The 16,727-nt window shown below is 34.5% G+C and carries 17 protein-coding genes; all 17 read left to right on the top strand.

The genetic code is table 11. From position 1 onward, the window contains the following. Nucleotides 1-97 precede the first annotated feature (97 nt). The gene (locus tag AXE80_RS01480; RefSeq protein ID WP_237340620.1) at nucleotides 98-673 is read left to right on the top strand and encodes a Crp/Fnr family transcriptional regulator; all 576 of its coding nucleotides are present in this window, start codon (nucleotides 98-100) and stop codon (nucleotides 671-673) included. Between the two features lie 163 nt (nucleotides 674-836). Beyond that, nucleotides 837-2,213 carry a CmpA/NrtA family ABC transporter substrate-binding protein gene (locus tag AXE80_RS01475; RefSeq protein WP_068824148.1) on the top strand — a complete coding sequence of 459 codons (1,377 nt, stop codon included), beginning with the start codon at nucleotides 837-839 and terminating at the stop codon, nucleotides 2,211-2,213. Nucleotides 2,214-2,304: 91 nt separating this feature from the next. After that, entirely contained in the window at nucleotides 2,305-3,402 is a 1,098-nt protein-coding gene (locus tag AXE80_RS01470) for an ABC transporter permease (protein ID WP_068824147.1), read from the top strand. A gap of 21 nt (nucleotides 3,403-3,423) precedes the next feature. Continuing rightward, entirely contained in the window at nucleotides 3,424-4,275 is an 852-nt protein-coding gene (locus AXE80_RS01465) for an ABC transporter ATP-binding protein (protein WP_206208131.1), read from the top strand. Nucleotides 4,276-4,289: 14 nt separating this feature from the next. Continuing rightward, complete coding sequence (locus tag AXE80_RS01460; protein ID WP_068824145.1) at nucleotides 4,290-5,102, top strand: ABC transporter ATP-binding protein; 813 nt, start codon at nucleotides 4,290-4,292, stop codon at nucleotides 5,100-5,102. Between the two features lie 83 nt (nucleotides 5,103-5,185). After that, a complete protein-coding gene (locus AXE80_RS01455) occupies nucleotides 5,186-6,439 on the top strand; it encodes an alginate export family protein (protein ID WP_068824144.1) in 1,254 nt (417 codons plus the stop codon). 206 nt (nucleotides 6,440-6,645) lie between these two features. Further along, nucleotides 6,646-7,128 (top strand): globin family protein, encoded by a 483-nt coding sequence (locus AXE80_RS01450; protein WP_083194441.1) that lies wholly within the window; start codon nucleotides 6,646-6,648, stop codon nucleotides 7,126-7,128. Between the two features lie 38 nt (nucleotides 7,129-7,166). Continuing rightward, nucleotides 7,167-7,979: a c-type heme family protein gene (locus tag AXE80_RS01445; protein WP_068824143.1), complete on the top strand. Its 813-nt coding sequence runs from the start codon at nucleotides 7,167-7,169 to the stop codon at nucleotides 7,977-7,979. A gap of 9 nt (nucleotides 7,980-7,988) precedes the next feature. Then, complete coding sequence (locus AXE80_RS01440) at nucleotides 7,989-8,468, top strand: hypothetical protein (protein WP_068824142.1); 480 nt, start codon at nucleotides 7,989-7,991, stop codon at nucleotides 8,466-8,468. A gap of 17 nt (nucleotides 8,469-8,485) precedes the next feature. Next, nucleotides 8,486-9,511 carry a ferredoxin--NADP reductase gene (locus tag AXE80_RS01435; protein WP_068824141.1) on the top strand — a complete coding sequence of 342 codons (1,026 nt, stop codon included), beginning with the start codon at nucleotides 8,486-8,488 and terminating at the stop codon, nucleotides 9,509-9,511. A gap of 3 nt (nucleotides 9,512-9,514) precedes the next feature. After that, nucleotides 9,515-10,225 carry a cytochrome c3 family protein gene (locus AXE80_RS01430; protein ID WP_068824140.1) on the top strand — a complete coding sequence of 237 codons (711 nt, stop codon included), beginning with the start codon at nucleotides 9,515-9,517 and terminating at the stop codon, nucleotides 10,223-10,225. 222 nt (nucleotides 10,226-10,447) lie between these two features. Beyond that, entirely contained in the window at nucleotides 10,448-10,690 is a 243-nt protein-coding gene (locus AXE80_RS01425; protein ID WP_068824139.1) for a chaperone NapD, read from the top strand. Nucleotides 10,691-10,693: 3 nt separating this feature from the next. Then, a complete protein-coding gene (locus AXE80_RS01420) occupies nucleotides 10,694-13,021 on the top strand; it encodes a molybdopterin-dependent oxidoreductase (protein ID WP_068824138.1) in 2,328 nt (775 codons plus the stop codon). Nucleotides 13,022-13,024: 3 nt separating this feature from the next. Next, a complete protein-coding gene (locus AXE80_RS01415) occupies nucleotides 13,025-13,714 on the top strand; it encodes a nitrate reductase cytochrome c-type subunit (protein ID WP_068824137.1) in 690 nt (229 codons plus the stop codon). Next, the gene (locus AXE80_RS01410; protein WP_068824136.1) at nucleotides 13,714-14,340 is read left to right on the top strand and encodes a multiheme c-type cytochrome; all 627 of its coding nucleotides are present in this window, start codon (nucleotides 13,714-13,716) and stop codon (nucleotides 14,338-14,340) included. The genes AXE80_RS01415 and AXE80_RS01410 overlap by 1 nt, the downstream gene beginning before the upstream one ends. Before the next feature lie 11 nt (nucleotides 14,341-14,351). After that, nucleotides 14,352-15,449 carry a 4Fe-4S dicluster domain-containing protein gene (locus AXE80_RS01405; RefSeq protein ID WP_068824135.1) on the top strand — a complete coding sequence of 366 codons (1,098 nt, stop codon included), beginning with the start codon at nucleotides 14,352-14,354 and terminating at the stop codon, nucleotides 15,447-15,449. Between the two features lie 39 nt (nucleotides 15,450-15,488). After that, nucleotides 15,489-16,712: a sulfate reduction electron transfer complex DsrMKJOP subunit DsrP gene (gene dsrP / locus AXE80_RS01400; protein WP_068824134.1), complete on the top strand. Its 1,224-nt coding sequence runs from the start codon at nucleotides 15,489-15,491 to the stop codon at nucleotides 16,710-16,712. The last annotated feature ends 15 nt before the right edge of the window (nucleotides 16,713-16,727 follow it).

The following is a 16,727-nucleotide window of genomic DNA, read 5'->3' as shown; positions in this document are numbered from 1 at the left end:
CTTAATCAAAAAAAACCTAGGTCATATTCATAACCTAAACCCTGAAATTACCGAACAAAAACACACTATTCAGTGTAAAAAGTCTAGGCAATTCATCATGGAAGGTGCTCCAGTAAATGGTCTATACTTTATATATAGTGGTAAAGTAAAAGTGATAAAAACCGGGTACAACGGAAAAGAACAAATACTTAGACTATCTAAAGATGGTGAAGTAATAGGACACCGTGGTTTTGGTATGGGAGAAACATATAAGATTGGAGCAACTGCTTTAGAAGATACCGTACTTTGTAATTTTTCTACAGCTTTACTTAAAGACATCTTATTATCTGAACCAAAAGTTACTTTTGATTTCATGCATTTTTACGCAGAGGAACTAAACCGTAGTGAAACCAAAGTAAAAACCATGTCTCAAATGACTGTTAGAGAAAAAGTAATTGATATGTTACTTTACTTATATAGAAAGTTTGGAGAGCAAAACGGATCAATAGGTATAGAACTATCAAGAAAAGAATTAGCAGACTATGCAGGAACAACAGACGAACAAGTAATACGTATTTTATCAGCCCTAAAAAAAGAAGACTTAATATACACCAAATCTAAATTGATAAAAATATTAGATGTAGCTAAACTAAAGAAAGAAATCTCTGAACACAATTTCTTCTTAGATAGTTAAAACTACGTAATTACGTACAATAACCTTAAAAACTGCCTATGTGCAGTTTTTTTTATGCCTAAAAACTTAGACTAACATGCGCTTAAAAGGTCAATGCAAACAAACTACGTACATATCTTTGCTAAACTAAGTATCAATACGTAATTAACTTAAATCAATTAATATGAAAATTAAATTCTTTAAAGCTTCTACTTTGATTGCAGCAGCATTATTGTTAGCATCATGTGGGGACAAGAAAAAAAAGGAAACAAAAACCACAACTAGTGTTGAACAAGCTAGCACATCACTAGAAATTGAAAAACCACAATTAACATTTGGTTTTATTAAATTAACAGACATGGCTCCTTTGGCTATTGCAAAAGAAAAAGGATTCTTTGAAGATGAAGGATTATTTGTTTCTGTAGAAGCACAATCTAACTGGAAAAACATTTTAGATCGTGTTATTGATGGTCAATTAGATGGATCACACATGTTAGCAGGACAACCTATTGCAGCAGGTGCAGGATTTGGTAGACAAGCCGCTTTAGTAACTCCATTCTCAATGGACTTAAACGGAAACGGGATTACTGTTTCTAATAAAGTTTGGGAAGGAATGAAACCACATGTTAAAAAAGACGGAGATGGAAAACCTGTTCACCCAATTAGTGCTGACGCATTAAAACCTGTTATTACTCAATACAAAAACGAAGGAAAACCTTTTAAAATGGGAATGGTTTTTCCAGTATCTACACACAACTACGAAATTAGATATTGGTTAGCTGCAGCAGGAATCAACCCAGGTATGTATTCTGCAGACAATATACAAGGACAAATTGATGCAGAAGTATTACTATCAGTAACACCTCCGCCACAAATGCCAGCCACTTTAGAAGCAGGTACTATTTACGGATACTGTGTAGGTGAACCATGGAACCAACAAGCTGTTGCTAAAGGAATTGGAGTACCTGTAACAACCAACTACGACATCTGGAAAAACAACCCGGAAAAAGTATTTGTAATGACCAAAAAATTTGTTGAAGAAAACCCTAACACAGCCGTTGCAGTAACCAAAGCCTTAATTAGAGCTGGACAATGGTTAGATGCTCCAGGTAACAGAGCAGAAGCAGTTAAAATATTATCTATGCCTCAATACGTAGGAGCAGACGAAGCCGTTTTAGCCAACTCAATGACAGGAACTTTTGAATTTGAAAAAGGTGATAAACGTGAAATGCCAGACTTTAATGTTTTCTACCGTTACAATGCAACCTACCCATTCTATTCTGATGCAGTTTGGTTTTTAACTCAAATGAGAAGATGGGGACAAATTCCAGAAGCAAAACCAGTTGAATGGTATGCAGAAAAAGCAAAAGATATATACCGCCCTGATATTTGGAAAAAAGCAGCTAAACTATTGGTAAAAGAAGGAAAAATCCCTGCTAGCGACATCCCAGAAACAGACGGATACAAACCAGTAACCACAGACTTTATTGATGGTAACAAATACGATGGTAAAGACCCTATTGGATACATCAATTCTTTTAAAATAGGAAACAAAGACTAACCCATTTATAAAGAATAAAAAAATCGGGGATTTATTCCCCGGTTTACTCTACTGAACAATTTAAGGAAGCATTAAGGAAAAATAATACACCATGAAAGATTCAATCATCAAAGGAATTAAATTTATTGGACTTGGTTTTTTAGAACCACTAATACGTTTAATATGCAAAGAAGAACCTAAAAAAAACACCAAAGCAGTAATGAGAAAAATAGTTGCACCTATTGCTTCTATATTCATTTTTATCGGACTTTGGCAATTAGGATCTAGATCTTTATACAACAAAGAAGCTGAATTTAAAATTGAAGCAGCTACAAGAAACCAAGGAGAAGAAGAAGCCGCTAAATTAAAAGCATGTATGGAGTCTGGCGATTCAAACTGCCAACCTAATACATTACCATCTCCTACTCAAGTATACGATGCATATCAAACTTTACTAGAAGACCACAGACAAATATCTGCCGATAAAGAAGCCTTTGCTGAGAAAACTTTTGAGATGAACAAAAAACGTGTAGCTCAAGGAAAAAAAGCCATTACCTACACAGGAAGACCTTCTTTTGTTGATCAAATAAAAACGAGTTTAAAAACTGTTTTTGCTGGTTTTTTATTAGCCTTATTTATTGCCGTTCCTATTGGTATTGTTCTAGGATTAAGCGAAACTTTAAGAGGATCTATCAACTGGATCATACAAATTTTCAAACCCGTTTCACCTGTAGTATGGTTATTACTAGTTTTTATGATTGTAAAAACCTTAACCAAAAATTCAGATAGCGACAGTTCTTTTATTATATCATTTATTTCTGTAGGACTTTGTTCTATGTGGGCAACTTTGGTAAACACTGCCATGGGAGTAGCCTCTGTAAACACAGACTATATCAACGTAGCTAAAGTATTAAGACTAAGACCGCTTCAAAAAATATTTAAAGTAATCTTACCAGCATCTTTACCTTTAATTTTTACAGGTTTACGTATTACCTTATCTGTAGCGTGGATGGTATTAATTGCCATAGAGTTACTTGCTCAATCTCCTGGACTAGGTTCTTTTGTATGGGAAGAGTTTCAAAATGGAGCCATGGATTCTAATTCAAAAATCATTGTAGCCATGTTTGTTATTGGTTTTATTGGATTTGCACTAGACAGAATCATGTTATTTATTCAAAACTTAGTTTCTTTTGAAAAGGAAACCATTTAAGAAACCTTAAAACTAAATATCATGGCTATATTAGAACTTAAAAACATATACAAAACATACAACCCTGCTAAGGAAGATAAAGGAGAAATTCTTAACAACATCAATTTAAGTATTGAGGAAGGAGAGTTTGTTGCCATTGTAGGTTTTTCGGGTAGTGGAAAAACAACCTTAGTTAATTTAATTAACGGATTATTAAAACCTACTGAAGGTGAAGTAATTTTTAAAGGAAAACCTGTAGAAGACACAAGCCACGAAAGAGGAGTTATTTTTCAAAACTACTCTCTTTTACCTTGGTTAACCGTGTATCAAAATATTGATATGGCTATTCAAGAAGCATTTCCTAAAGCATCTAAACAAGAAAAAGATGTACGTGTAAAAGAACATATTGAAATGGTTGGTTTAACTCACGCCTCAAACAAATACCCAAAAGAATTATCTGGAGGAATGAGACAACGTGTTTCTGTAGCCAGAGCCCTATCTATGAGTCCTGAAATGATTATTATGGACGAACCTTTAGGGGCTTTAGATGCTTTAACTCGCGGAAATCTACAAGATGAAATTCTTAAAATTTGGGAGATTAATAAACGAACCGCCTTATTAATCACCAATGATGTTGACGAAGCCATGTATATGGCCGACAGAATTATTCCGTTAAAACCTGGACCTAAAGCTACTCTTGGACCTGAATTTAAAATAAATATTGAAAGACCTAGAGACAAAACCGCTCTAAACGACAACGAGGATTACAAAAAAACTCGAATCGAAATCATTGAATATTTAATGGATCTAGGAGAACAACAAGCTGCTAAAAGCAACACTAGTTACGAACTTCCAGACATCCAACCTAAGGACTTTAGATGGGATACTAATTAATAAACCACAACGCAATGAATCAATTAATACACAATCCAAAAATAGAGAAATTCCCATCTAACGAGGTGATGTTAGATTTGGTAGACTTAAAAAAAGTATACCCTACACCTAAAGGAGACTATGTTGTTCTAGAAGATTTAAATCTACAAATCAAAAAAGAAGAATTCATTACAATTATTGGTCACTCAGGATGCGGAAAAACAACGATGTTATCTATGATTGCAGGATTAAACGAAATTTCAGGAGGTAAAATTTCAGTTCTTGGAAGCAGCATTAAAGGACCAGGACCAGACAGAGGTGTTATTTTTCAAGCACCTAGTTTAATGCCATGGCTAACCACTATGGAAAACGTAATGTTAGGAGTAAAAAAAGTATATCCTCACGCTACAAAAAAACAAAAAGAAGACATCTGTAAATACTATTTACACAAAGTAGGAATGGAAAGTTCTTTTAACAAAAGAGCTTCCGAAATATCTCAAGGAGAACAACAAAGAGTTGGTATTGCTAGAGCTTTTGCCATCAAACCAAAAGTGCTTTTATTAGACGAACCTTTTGGAATGTTAGACTCTTTAACTAGAGGTCAGCTACAAGACGTACTAATTGATGTTTGGAATAAAGAAAAAATTACAGCAGTTATGATTACTCATGATGTAGATGAAGCTATCTTTTTAGCCGATCGTGTTGTAATGATGACTAGCGGTCCTAAAGCAAAAATTGGTGATGTACTTTCTATTGATTTTGAAAGACCTAGAACAAGAAAAGCTATCTTAGAACATAACGACTATTACAAATACAGAAAACATTTGATCGATTTTTTAGAACACTAAAAACATGATAATCATCATTTAAGAAAAAATTAAAGATCATTAATATTACAACTCATAAAAAGAAACAACTAAATTATTATACAATGAATTTTAAAAAATCTTTATTAGCAACAGTATTTGCCTTTACAGCTATCGCAAATGCACAAGAAGAAAAACCAACTTTTTCATTAAGTGGAGAATTTAGACCACGTACAGAATGGATAGATGGATTTAACTACAGATACCAACCCGCTGCAGCAGCCCCTGCAGGAAATACATCTGGTAGAGTTGGTACTCCAGGATATGTAGAAACAACTGTTAGAGCAGCAATAAACGCAACATACACAACGGCTAGCTACACTACTTATATTGGACTACAAGAGGTTTTTACACTTGGAGACCGTCCACAAATCTCAGCAGCTGGTAACGGAAATTTTCGTATACAAGAAGCTTGGGCTGATTTAAAAATCAACGAAGCATTAAGTGTAAAAATAGGACGTCAACCTTTATCTTATGATGATCAAAGAATTTTAGGAGGTCTTGGTTGGGCTCAACAAGCAAGAACACACGATGTTGGTGTTTTAAAATACAACAAAGGTGGATACTCTATAGATGCTGGTTATTCACTAAACACTATGGGTGATAATATATACGACACTGCCTTATTATTTTCTTACAGAGAAATGGCTTTTATCCATGCTAATAAAAAATTCGGAGCGACTAACATTAGCGCTTTAATTTTAAACAATAATTTTCAAAACAATACAGCTAGCAAATCTAACCTAACCACTGCTGGGGTTCACTTTGACACCAAATTAGGACCTATTAGCTTAAGCGGTAACGGATACATTCAAGATGGACTTAGAGCAGGAGATGTTGAAGTTGACATGGCTTACCTTGCTAGTTTAAACGCCAACATAAACCTTACAAAAATTACTTCTGTAGGTGTAGGAGGAGAAATTATTTCTGGTAAAAAATCAGCTACTAGCCAAGGATTCTTTCCTTTATACGGAACCAACCACGCATTTAACGGTCTTATGGATAGATTCTACGTTGGAAACCATGCTGGAGGAAATGGATTAATTGATATTAGCGCTAAAGCATCCACTAAAATCATCAAAGGAATATCTACAACATTAATTGGACATTACTTTAAAGAACAATCTATGACTAAAAACAACTTAGGTTCTGAAGTAGATTTAGTTGTCGCTAAAAAATTCAACGGATATTCAATTGCAGCAGGATACTCTCAGTTTTTTGAAAGTGATGACTTTCCAAATCCAGCAGCCAATGCCCCTGCAAAAGACACTCAAAACTGGGCTTGGATCATGTTAACTATCAAGCCTAAATTCCTATAAAATATTCTGTAATTATTCCTTAATTATTCAGTGTTAAAGGCTCGAGCAATTTGCTCGGGCTTTTTTCATTTACAAACACAAAAACACACTTTAAAAAACTGACATAAAGCACCTTACAAGATGACACAAGTCATTACAAGCAAAACTAAACAACAGTATTTTTACGTAACAAAACTAAGCAACCAACATATAAAACAAAGTAAACAATGAGTTTTTTATCAAATCTATTCGGAAAAAAGAAAACAGAAGTAGTTGTAGAGAAAAAAGAAATCATCCCTGCAAAAACAATTGAACTAGTACAAACATCTTTTGAAGCTGTAAAACCCATTGCTGCTACCGCAGCAGAAATATTTTACTCAAAACTATTTGAATTAGACCCTAAATTAAAACCCTTATTTCCTGCTGCCGACAACGACAAAATGAAAGAGCAAGGAAACAAACTAATGACTATGTTATCTGCCGCAGTAGCTGGATTATCAAATATTGAAGCCTTAATTCCTGTATTACAAGACCTAGGAAAAAGACACGTAGCTTATCGTGTTGAAAAATCTCATTATGATACCGTTGGAACAGCTCTAATAGGAACTTTAGCCGTAGGTCTAGGAGATGATTTTACTCCTGAAGTTAAACAAGCATGGGTAGACGTATACGGAGTAATGGCTTCAGTTATGATAGAAGCTGCCTACTAAAATAACCTAAAACAATCAACAACTATAAAATAATCAACATGAACATAACTAAACTAAACTTTAAAAAACTACTTTTATTTATTCCTGTATTCATTGTTTCTTGCGGAGGGGTTCCAGAAGAAACAACATCAGCATCTACCGACAAAAAAGCTTTTTCTGTTGCAGAGGTTTTAACCATGGTAGCTCACGAAAATGAGGTTACTAGAACTCTCTATACAAAAGCTATTGTAGGAGGAGGTAAAAAACAAGGATTTAAATTTGACGAAGCTTGGCAAGACGAAAAAGTAGAAGCAGGTCCATTACCTGCATTATTCCTAAGAGGAATTGCTAACGATATTCGCAAAGGAGACGTTCCTTTAGGTCTTTATTTAAGTTCTGACTTTCCTATTAGCGCATCTAATCAATTGGTTGGTAAACAAGCAGAATTATTTAAAGAAATCAAAGAAACTAGAGAACCAAAACATTTTTACGATGAAGAATCTAAGCTTTACACCGCCATGTTTGCTGATGTTGCTGGAGCACCTGCCTGCGTAAGTTGCCATAATAATCATGAAAAAACTACCAAAACAGATTGGAAATTAGGCGATGTTATGGGTGCTACCACATGGCAATATCCTGCAGACTCTTTAAGCTATACCGAAGCCATGAATGTATTAAAAGCTTATAGAGATGGTACTACCGCTGTATACAACGACTACCTAGAAGAAATTAAAAACTTTAAAGAAAGTGACAAACCAGAAGTTGGCGACAAATGGCCATCAAGCGGAAAATATCTACCAGCACCAGAAGTATTTATTGATAGTGTTAGAAAATTATCAGCTTACGCTACCATGTCATCATTAATGAAATAAAATAAAGCCTTGAAAAATCAAAAAGCGATCACCATTATAGGTCTAGTATTATTCTGTAGCTACATACTACAGGATATACTAGGTTTTAAAATAACATCTTTAGAGCAACTACAATCTCAAGAAATGTACAAGAGATGGAGTGGACTAGCATTAGCTTTATTCATAACATTTCAATGGTTTTTAACTTTTACAAGAATTATTCCTAAGCTAAAAAAACATTCAATAAAACTTACTGAAATACACAAGTGGATTGGAGCTTTTAGCCCGATACTTTTCTACATTCACACAACTAGCTACGGCTATGGTTACTTAGCTTTATTAAGTTATGTGTTTTTTGCAAACATGCTCTTAGGAACGATTAATCTTGACGTTATAAAATCTCAAAAAGAATGGATTTTTAAAGGGTGGATGATAGTACATGTAAGCTTATCTATGCTTATTACCGCCATTTTATTTCTACATATTGGCACTGTATTCTATTATAAATAACAGCAGCAACTTAAACCATGATATTAAAAGTAACAGACATTATTCAAGAAACACCTGAAGCAGTAACAGTATGCTTTAAAAATGGTAATTTTTTCAGAAAAATTAAATATTTACCTGGTCAATTTATCCTGTTCGATTTTAAAATAGGTAAAGACACTGTAAAAAGAGCCTACTCTTTTAGCAGTAGTCCTGATGTGGAAAAAGACCTTAGGATTACGGTTAAAAAAGTAAAAGGTGGATACGTATCCAACTACATTAACAATGTCCTAAAAATTGGTGATAAAATCAAAATTGATGTTGCCATGGGAAGCTTCAACATCACCCCAAATAAGAATCACCAAACTCAATATATATTATTTGGTGCTGGTAGTGGAATTACCCCTATCTATTCTATAGCTAAATCTGTAATAGTAAAAGAGCCCAAATCCAAGATATTAATGATTTATGCAAATCAGAATAAAGAAAATATTATTTTTTATGATGAGTTAGAAAAATTAGCTAAAGAGAATCCCAAACAACTCTCTATAGAACACATTCTAAGTGAAAATACAAACCCAAAATACCACACTGGTTTTTTAACCGAAGAATTACTAACCACTATTTTTAAAAAACATAACCTAACGTTTACAAATCACAAATACATGATGTGTGGCCCTGCTGGTTTTATGGAAAATACCGTTCAAATTTTAAAAAAGCAAGGAGTTACAAGAAATCAAATCATGCTCGAAGCTTTTAAGGCTCCTGCTATTAAAATTGATAGAAAAAACCTTATTAGCAGTGTGACAATTCTCTATAAAAAAGAAACATATCAACTTGAGGTTCCTGGAAACAAAACCATCTTACAACAAGCAATGAGCAAAAACATACCTCTCCCTTATTCTTGTAGATCAGGAATGTGTAGCACCTGTAAAGGCAAATGCATTGATGGAGAAACCAACATGAGCAAAGGACATTTACTAAGCGATGAACAAGTTAATAATGGTGAAGTTCTAACCTGTATTACCTATCCTAACAGCGAAAGCGTAACGATTGAAATAGCCTAAATTATGTTTAAAATTAACCCACTAAGAAAAAGACAGTTTTACGGAACACTAATAGGTCTTGTGATTGCTATTATCGCCATTTCATCATTATTATTTATAAAACCTGCCGAGGAATATTTAAGTATTGGCCCAATGAATACAGGTCACGAAGATTTTTCTTGTAACACTTGCCATGCCGATGCTAGAGGAAATTGGATACAACAAATCCAATCTAACACTGAGCACGCAATAGGACTCAGAAAAAAAATGGTAGAATTTGGATCACTACCTGTAGACACTAAAAAATGCCTTTCGTGTCATGACAGAGATAATGACAGACACCCTACCCATAGGTTTTTAGAACCTAAATACAAAAAATCAATTCAAAAAATTGATGCTACCAACTGCACTACTTGCCATAACGAACACAACGGCATTAGAATAAGTTTAGCTCAAGGAAACTACTGTATTAACTGCCATAGCGACACTAAAATTAAAGACGACCCAATTGATACCCCTCACTCAGAGTTATTTAAAAAAGGTATGTGGTCTACATGTTTACAATGTCATGATTTTCATGGAAACCATCAAGCAGAAGCTGCTACTTTAATGAAAGACACCGTTCCATTACACAAAATTAAAGCATATTTTAAAGGTGGAAAAGACCCATATGATGGCACCAAAAAATTCAAAGCCCTTACCGAACAAGATTGGCTAAAAAAATACACCAAATAACTATCTCTACACTATCAAAAACTAAAAGCTCGAGCAATTTGCTCGGGCTTTTTTCATTTATCTCAAAACAATAACAAATAAACTTAACTTAATTAAAACCATATCTAACCTCCAGTATAAAATAATTTAAATATTTCTTTTTTCCAATGACATTTATCATATAAATCTATAGGCCATTGTCATAGTTTTGAGAATACATAAACAATTGTAAAAACAAACACAATGCCTATCAATAGCTATCTTGCACATCCGCACTCAGGCAAAAAACAAGAATTAGCCAATGCCATCAATGCCATTGAATCTTGCGAAGTCATCCCTTCTAAAAACAAAGATTTATTAATCATTGTTACAGAAACCAACTCCAAAGAAGAAGACGAACAATTAAAAGAACATATAGAATCTATTCCTTCATTAAAGCTTTTAGCAATGGTAGCAGGATTCAATACACCTCAAAATATTTCATAAATTATGAGCGCTCCATTAATAGACAGACGTAATTTCATCAAAAAAATGGCAATTCTTTCTGCCATGACAGCAGCAACAACAATGTTCCCAGGAATTATGTTTGCTGAAGAACAACTAAAAGGAATTCCAAACAACGATGGCCTAGACTGGAAAAAAGCACCTTGTAGATTTTGTGGTGTAGGTTGTGGGGTTTTAATTGGAGTCGAAGATGGTAAAGCGGTAGCGGTAAAAGGAGATCCAAATTCTTCAGTCAACAAAGGACTTTGTTGTGTAAAAGGGTATCACTCTATCCTTGCTATTTACGGAAAAGATAGACTTACTCATCCATTGGTGATGAAAAATGGAAAATACGAAAAAACTACCATGAAGGAAGCGCTTGATTTAATCGCTTCTAAAATGCAATCCACCATAAAAGAACACGGGAAAGATTCAGTTTCTATATATGGATCAGGACAATGGACAATACCAGATGGATATGTTGCCTCTAAACTATTTAAAGGATGTATAGGAACCAATAACGTAGAAGCTAATGCCCGTTTATGTATGGCAAGTGCTGTAACTGGTTTTATGACCTCTTTTGGTATTGACGAACCTATGGGATGTTACGAGGATATTGATCATGCTGATGTATTTGTCTTATGGGGAAACAACATGGCAGAAATGCACCCTGTTCTATTCTCCAGATTACTAGATCAAAGACAAAAAAGAAATGTAAAAATTATTGATTTCGCAACACGTACCACACGTACAAGTATGGCTGCCGATAGATCTATTTTGTTTAAACCCAACACAGATTTAGCTGTTGCAAATGCTATTTGTTATGAAATTATAAAAAATAATTGGACAAATAAATCCTTTATAGAAAATTACTGTAACTTTAAAAAAGGATTAACTAAAATGGGTTATGGTCTTGAAGACAACTACTCATTTACAGACAAACCTCAAGCAATTGACTTTGAAGATTACAAAAAATTCTTAGAGGATTATACGCCGGAAAAAGTAGAAAAAATCTCTGGAGTCTCTGCCCAAGACATCAAATACATGGCTTCTTTTTATGGAAACCAAAACACAAAAGTAATGTCTTTATGGTGTATGGGAATGAACCAACACACTAGAGGTACATGGATTAATAATCTAGTTTACAACATCCATTTATTAACAGGTAAAATATCTACCCCAGGAAACAGTCCATTCTCTTTAACAGGTCAACCAAGTGCCTGTGGGACTGTAAGAGAAGTAGGTACACTAACCCACAAATTGCCACATGGAGTAGTTACAAACCCTGAACACAGAGCCCACGCTGCTAAAATATGGAACGTACCTGTAGAAAACATCCCATCAAAACCTACTTATCATACTGTAGAAATGTTTAGAGCTCTAGACAGAGGCGAAATTCGTTTTATGTGGATTCAGGTTACCAACCCAATGGTTACCATGCCTAAATTAAAACGCTACAGAGATGCCACTAAAAAAGAAGGTAGATTTATTGTAGTTTCTGATATCTACCCTACTCCAACAACAGACATTGCCGATGTTATTTTACCATCTGCTATGTGGATTGAAAGAGAAGGAATGTACGGAAATTCAGAAAGACGAACTCAATATTTTGAGCAAATGATTAATCCTCCTGGAGAGGCAATGAGTGATACTTGGCAGTTGATAGAAGTTGCAAAAAGAATGGGATTTGAAAAACAATTCTACTACAATAAAGAAACTCATATTGAAGAAATATACAATGAGTACAGAAGACATCACGAAGGAAAAAAACACAACATGGCTCCTTTAGAAGTTTTAAAATCTCAACCTGGTGCACAATGGCCTTATGTAAATGGAAAATCTACAAAATGGAGATTTAACGCAAAATATGATCCTGCTTGTGATGACGGTAAAGAATTCCAATTCTACGGAAACAAAGATGGAAAAGCAACTATATGGCAAAGACCTTACGAACACGCTCCAGAAGAACCAGATAACGAATATCCATACTGGTTATGTACGGGTCGTGTTATAGAGCACTGGCACTCTGGTTCAATGACAAGAAGAGTTCCTATTCTACACAAGGCCATGCCTCACTCTTATGTAGAAATCAACCCAGATGAAGCAAAAGAACTACAAATCAAAACGGGAGATAAAGTAAGATTAACCACACGAAGAGGTACTATGATTTTACCTGCTTCGGTAAACGAAAGAGGTGTACCTGTTAGAAGACAAGTATTTGTACCATTTTTTGACGAAAACTTATTAATTAACGATTTAACTCTAGACGCATTTTGTCCTATCTCTAAACAACCAGATTACAAAAAATGTGCTGTTAAAATAGAAAAAGTATAAGCAATGAACAGGTTAGGAATCATATCATTTTTTACACTTCTTTTCATTGCGTTTGTCGTTGTTTGGAATATTAGCTATCAATCTAGTCTTGAAGAAGCTTATATTCCTATTAACACACCTTCTTCAACCACATTAATCCCTTCAGAAAGTGGCGTATTTGAAAGATCTGAACATGCAATAAATTATAGTAAAACTCCACAAGACCCCGCACACGAAAGGTCTTTAAAAGATTACTACAAAAACAGAGCCTACCACAATGCCCCACCCTATATACCTCATCCGGTAGCTAGCGGAGAAAGAAGCATGGGAGGTAAAAACTGTTTACAATGTCATCAAGACGGTGGTTATGTTGATAAATTTAAAGCCTATGCCCCAGTTACACCACATCCTGAGAAAGTAAACTGTAGACAATGTCATGTAGAACAAAAAACAAACACATTGTTTAAAGGCTCTAATTTTATTAAAATCCCCGCACCTAATGTAGGAAAAGGAGCTAATAATTATCTACCCGGAAGTCCACCAGCCATTCCTCATCAATTACAAATGAGAGAAAATTGTTTGGCCTGTCATGCTGGGCCTAGTGCTCCAAAAGAAATTAGAACCACACATCCGGAAAGAATTAATTGTCGTCAATGTCATGTGATTAACAATAAAGAAACTATTGATATCGGAATCTTTAAAAGAAAACCATAATGGTACACTATAAAAAACATATCTACTTGCTATTGTCATTCTTAATAGCCATCAACTCAATTGCCTGTAAAGAAGAGCATCATGAGTACCATACGATTAGAGACAAAATAGAAGATTTAAGTAAAAGTTATGATGGGAACAGTATAACATCAGAAAAGTACATCAAAAATTTAGATCTTATTGAAGTAACTGAAAACGGACACACTTTTTTAATTCCAGAGCGCAAAGGAAAAATAGAACTATACGCTTGTACAGAATGCCATACCAAGCCATTAGAAAAAATGAAAGGTGTTGATTATCAAAAAGCACATTGGAACATTAAATTACAACATGCTAATGAAAACACTATGAATTGTACTACTTGTCACAACAAAGAAGACATCAATAGCCTAACAAGTTTTACTGGTAAAAAAATAGACCTGAACAATAGCTATAACCTATGTAGTCAATGCCATAATCAACAATACAAAGATTGGGCAGGCGGGGCTCATGGAAAAAGAATTGGTAGTTGGGCACCTCCTAGAGCATCTATGACTTGTGTGAATTGCCATAATCCACACAACCCAAAAATTCCTTCTAAATGGCCTGCCAGATACAATACTCAAAAAGTTAAAGAAAGAAACTAAACACTACGACCATGAGCAACGATACTAATAAGTGGTACTCACTAAACTTAGGAAGACATAAAAACAAATCACTTCAACACAATTGTAGTTGCGGAAGTGGTGGGAATGGTGGTTGTAAATCTTCATCACCTGAAACACCAGAAATTCCCGAAGCACAAAAACACCTAGACGGTTACGACCAAGTGTTTAATGTAAAAATGGACAGACGTGACGCTTTTAAAAAACTAACCGCTAGTTTACTTATTGGTGCCGGAGCAGTAAGTACCTCTTGTAGCATTACCTCTAGTGATGAATCTAAAGAAAAAGCACAAATAGATTGGGAAGAGCAATTCAAAGGAAATTACAAACTAATGACCGATGAAGAAAAAAAGGCAACGGTTACAAGATTAGAACGTTCTTACGAACTTAGAACTGGAAAAACTTTAAACATGTCTTCTAAAGGTGCAGAAGAAGATACTTTATTTGGATACGCTTTTAACATTTCCAAATGTCAAGGATATATGGATTGTGTAAATGCTTGTGTTGAAGAAAACAATCAAGATAGAGAATCTCAGATGCAATACATCCGTATTCATGAAATGGAAGAAGGAAAGGGATTTAATTTTGGAGAATCTGACGACAATTACTATCACGAAGTTCCTGCTGCTGGTCATTTTTACATGGGAACCCAGTGTTTTCATTGTGATAATCCTCCTTGTATTGAAGTTTGCCCAGTAAAAGCAACATGGAAAGAAGAAGACGGTATTGTTGTTATTGACTACGACTGGTGTGTAGGTTGTAGATATTGTATGGCTGCTTGTCCTTATGATGGAAGACGATTTAACTGGAAAACTCCCGAAGTACCAGAAGAAGAAGTAAACAAAGAACAACACTATTTAGGAAACAGACTTCGCAAAAAAGGAGTAATGGAAAAGTGTACCTTCTGTATACAAAGATCTAGAGAAGGACAAAACCCTGCCTGTGTAGAAGCATGTCCAACTGGAGCTAGAGTATTTGGTAATTTACTAGACCCTAACAGCACCATAAGATGGGTTTTAGAAAACAAAAAAGTATTTAGGCTAAAAGAAGATTTAGGAACTGAGCCTAAATTTTGGTACTATATGGATTAACCTAAATCTTTCTTAAACACAAATTAAACTTACAATTCAATGAAAATTTTGAAAGTCTTTAAAAACCTAACGTTAGACAGTTTAAACCTTATCACAACAGGATCTGTAAAATACCATTTATGGATGGGATTCCTATCTATTGTTATGTTAGTTGGAATGTATTGCTACTCTATACAACTAGAACACGGATTAGGAGCCACAGGAATGAACGACCGTGTAAGTTGGGGATTATACATATCTAACTTTACATTTTTAGTTGGAGTAGCCGCTGCCGCAGTAATGCTAGTGATGCCTACTTATGTACTAAAAGATATTGACTTTAAAAGAGCAGTACTAATTGGAGAAGGACTAGCAGTTTCTGCTTTATTAATGTGTTTGGCTTTTGTTATTGCAGATATGGGAGGACCTGGAGTTTTATGGCACATGATACCAGGTATTGGAGTTTTTAATTTTCCTAACTCTATGCTTACTTGGGATGTTATTGTGCTAAATGGTTATTTATTTATCAATATCACCATTCCTCTTTACATTCTTTTTAGACATTATCAAAATAAAGAATCAAACCCAAAAGTTTATGTTCCTGGGGCGTTTCTATCTGTATTTTGGGCAGTTGGAATTCACTTAGTAACAGCCTTTTTATACCAAGGTCTTCAGGCAAGACCATTTTGGAACAATGCCCTTTTAGGACCAAGATTTTTAGCATCAGCTTTTGCTGCTGGACCTGCATTAATTATACTAGTATTAGCAGTAATTAGAAGTCATACTAAATTTAACATTGCTGATAAAACCATCAAAAAAATAGCCTTAATTGTTACTGTTGCTGCGCAAATCAATTTAATCATGTTGGTTTCAGAACTTTTTAAAGAGTTTTATGCTCCAACCCATCATAGTGAAAGTGCTTTTTACTTATTTTTTGGACTAGAAGGTAAAAATGCATTGTTACCTTGGATTTGGACTTCAATTCCATTAAATGTACTTGCAACCATAATGCTACTTTTTACAAAACTACGTAACAACTTTAAAGTCTTATACTTCTGTTGTTTTATACTGTTTATTGCTATTTGGATAGAAAAAGGATTTGGATTAATTATCCCTGGATTTATACCAGGACCTTATGGAGCAATTGTAGAGTACAGCCCAACAGGCGTAGAAATTGGGGTTACTTTAGGAATATGGGCTATGGGTATTTTTATTTTTACCATTCTATCAAAAGTAGCCATTAACATAGAGCTAGGAGAGTTGAGGTACCGCCCTAAAAAATAATATTTGTTTTATTTT

Origin of the sequence: Wenyingzhuangia fucanilytica, assembly GCF_001697185.1 — a bacterium.
In the GTDB taxonomy this organism is placed as follows: domain Bacteria; phylum Bacteroidota; class Bacteroidia; order Flavobacteriales; family Flavobacteriaceae; genus Wenyingzhuangia; species Wenyingzhuangia fucanilytica.
Note: the sequence above shows the minus strand (reverse complement) of the source record. Positions and strands in the feature narration are given on the sequence as shown.

Bases quoted from the DNA above. Each gene is read 5' to 3' on its own strand.
- AXE80_RS01470 (WP_068824147.1), top strand. From the start codon at position 2,305: ATGAAAGATTCAATCATCAAAGGAATTAAATTTATTGGACTTGGTTTT.
- AXE80_RS01410 (WP_068824136.1), top strand. From the start codon at position 13,714: ATGGTACACTATAAAAAACATATCTACTTGCTATTGTCATTCTTAATA.
- AXE80_RS01465 (WP_206208131.1), top strand. From the start codon at position 3,424: ATGGCTATATTAGAACTTAAAAACATATACAAAACATACAACCCTGCT.
- AXE80_RS01415 (WP_068824137.1), top strand. From the start codon at position 13,025: ATGAACAGGTTAGGAATCATATCATTTTTTACACTTCTTTTCATTGCG.
- AXE80_RS01430 (WP_068824140.1), top strand. From the start codon at position 9,515: ATGTTTAAAATTAACCCACTAAGAAAAAGACAGTTTTACGGAACACTA.
- AXE80_RS01425 (WP_068824139.1), top strand. From the start codon at position 10,448: ATGCCTATCAATAGCTATCTTGCACATCCGCACTCAGGCAAAAAACAA.
- AXE80_RS01480 (WP_237340620.1), top strand. From the start codon at position 98: ATGGAAGGTGCTCCAGTAAATGGTCTATACTTTATATATAGTGGTAAA.
- AXE80_RS01475 (WP_068824148.1), top strand. From the start codon at position 837: ATGAAAATTAAATTCTTTAAAGCTTCTACTTTGATTGCAGCAGCATTA.
- AXE80_RS01455 (WP_068824144.1), top strand. From the start codon at position 5,186: ATGAATTTTAAAAAATCTTTATTAGCAACAGTATTTGCCTTTACAGCT.
- AXE80_RS01405 (WP_068824135.1), top strand. From the start codon at position 14,352: ATGAGCAACGATACTAATAAGTGGTACTCACTAAACTTAGGAAGACAT.
- AXE80_RS01460 (WP_068824145.1), top strand. From the start codon at position 4,290: ATGAATCAATTAATACACAATCCAAAAATAGAGAAATTCCCATCTAAC.
- AXE80_RS01450 (WP_083194441.1), top strand. From the start codon at position 6,646: ATGAGTTTTTTATCAAATCTATTCGGAAAAAAGAAAACAGAAGTAGTT.
- AXE80_RS01420 (WP_068824138.1), top strand. From the start codon at position 10,694: ATGAGCGCTCCATTAATAGACAGACGTAATTTCATCAAAAAAATGGCA.
- AXE80_RS01445 (WP_068824143.1), top strand. From the start codon at position 7,167: ATGAACATAACTAAACTAAACTTTAAAAAACTACTTTTATTTATTCCT.
- dsrP (WP_068824134.1), top strand. From the start codon at position 15,489: ATGAAAATTTTGAAAGTCTTTAAAAACCTAACGTTAGACAGTTTAAAC.
- AXE80_RS01435 (WP_068824141.1), top strand. From the start codon at position 8,486: ATGATATTAAAAGTAACAGACATTATTCAAGAAACACCTGAAGCAGTA.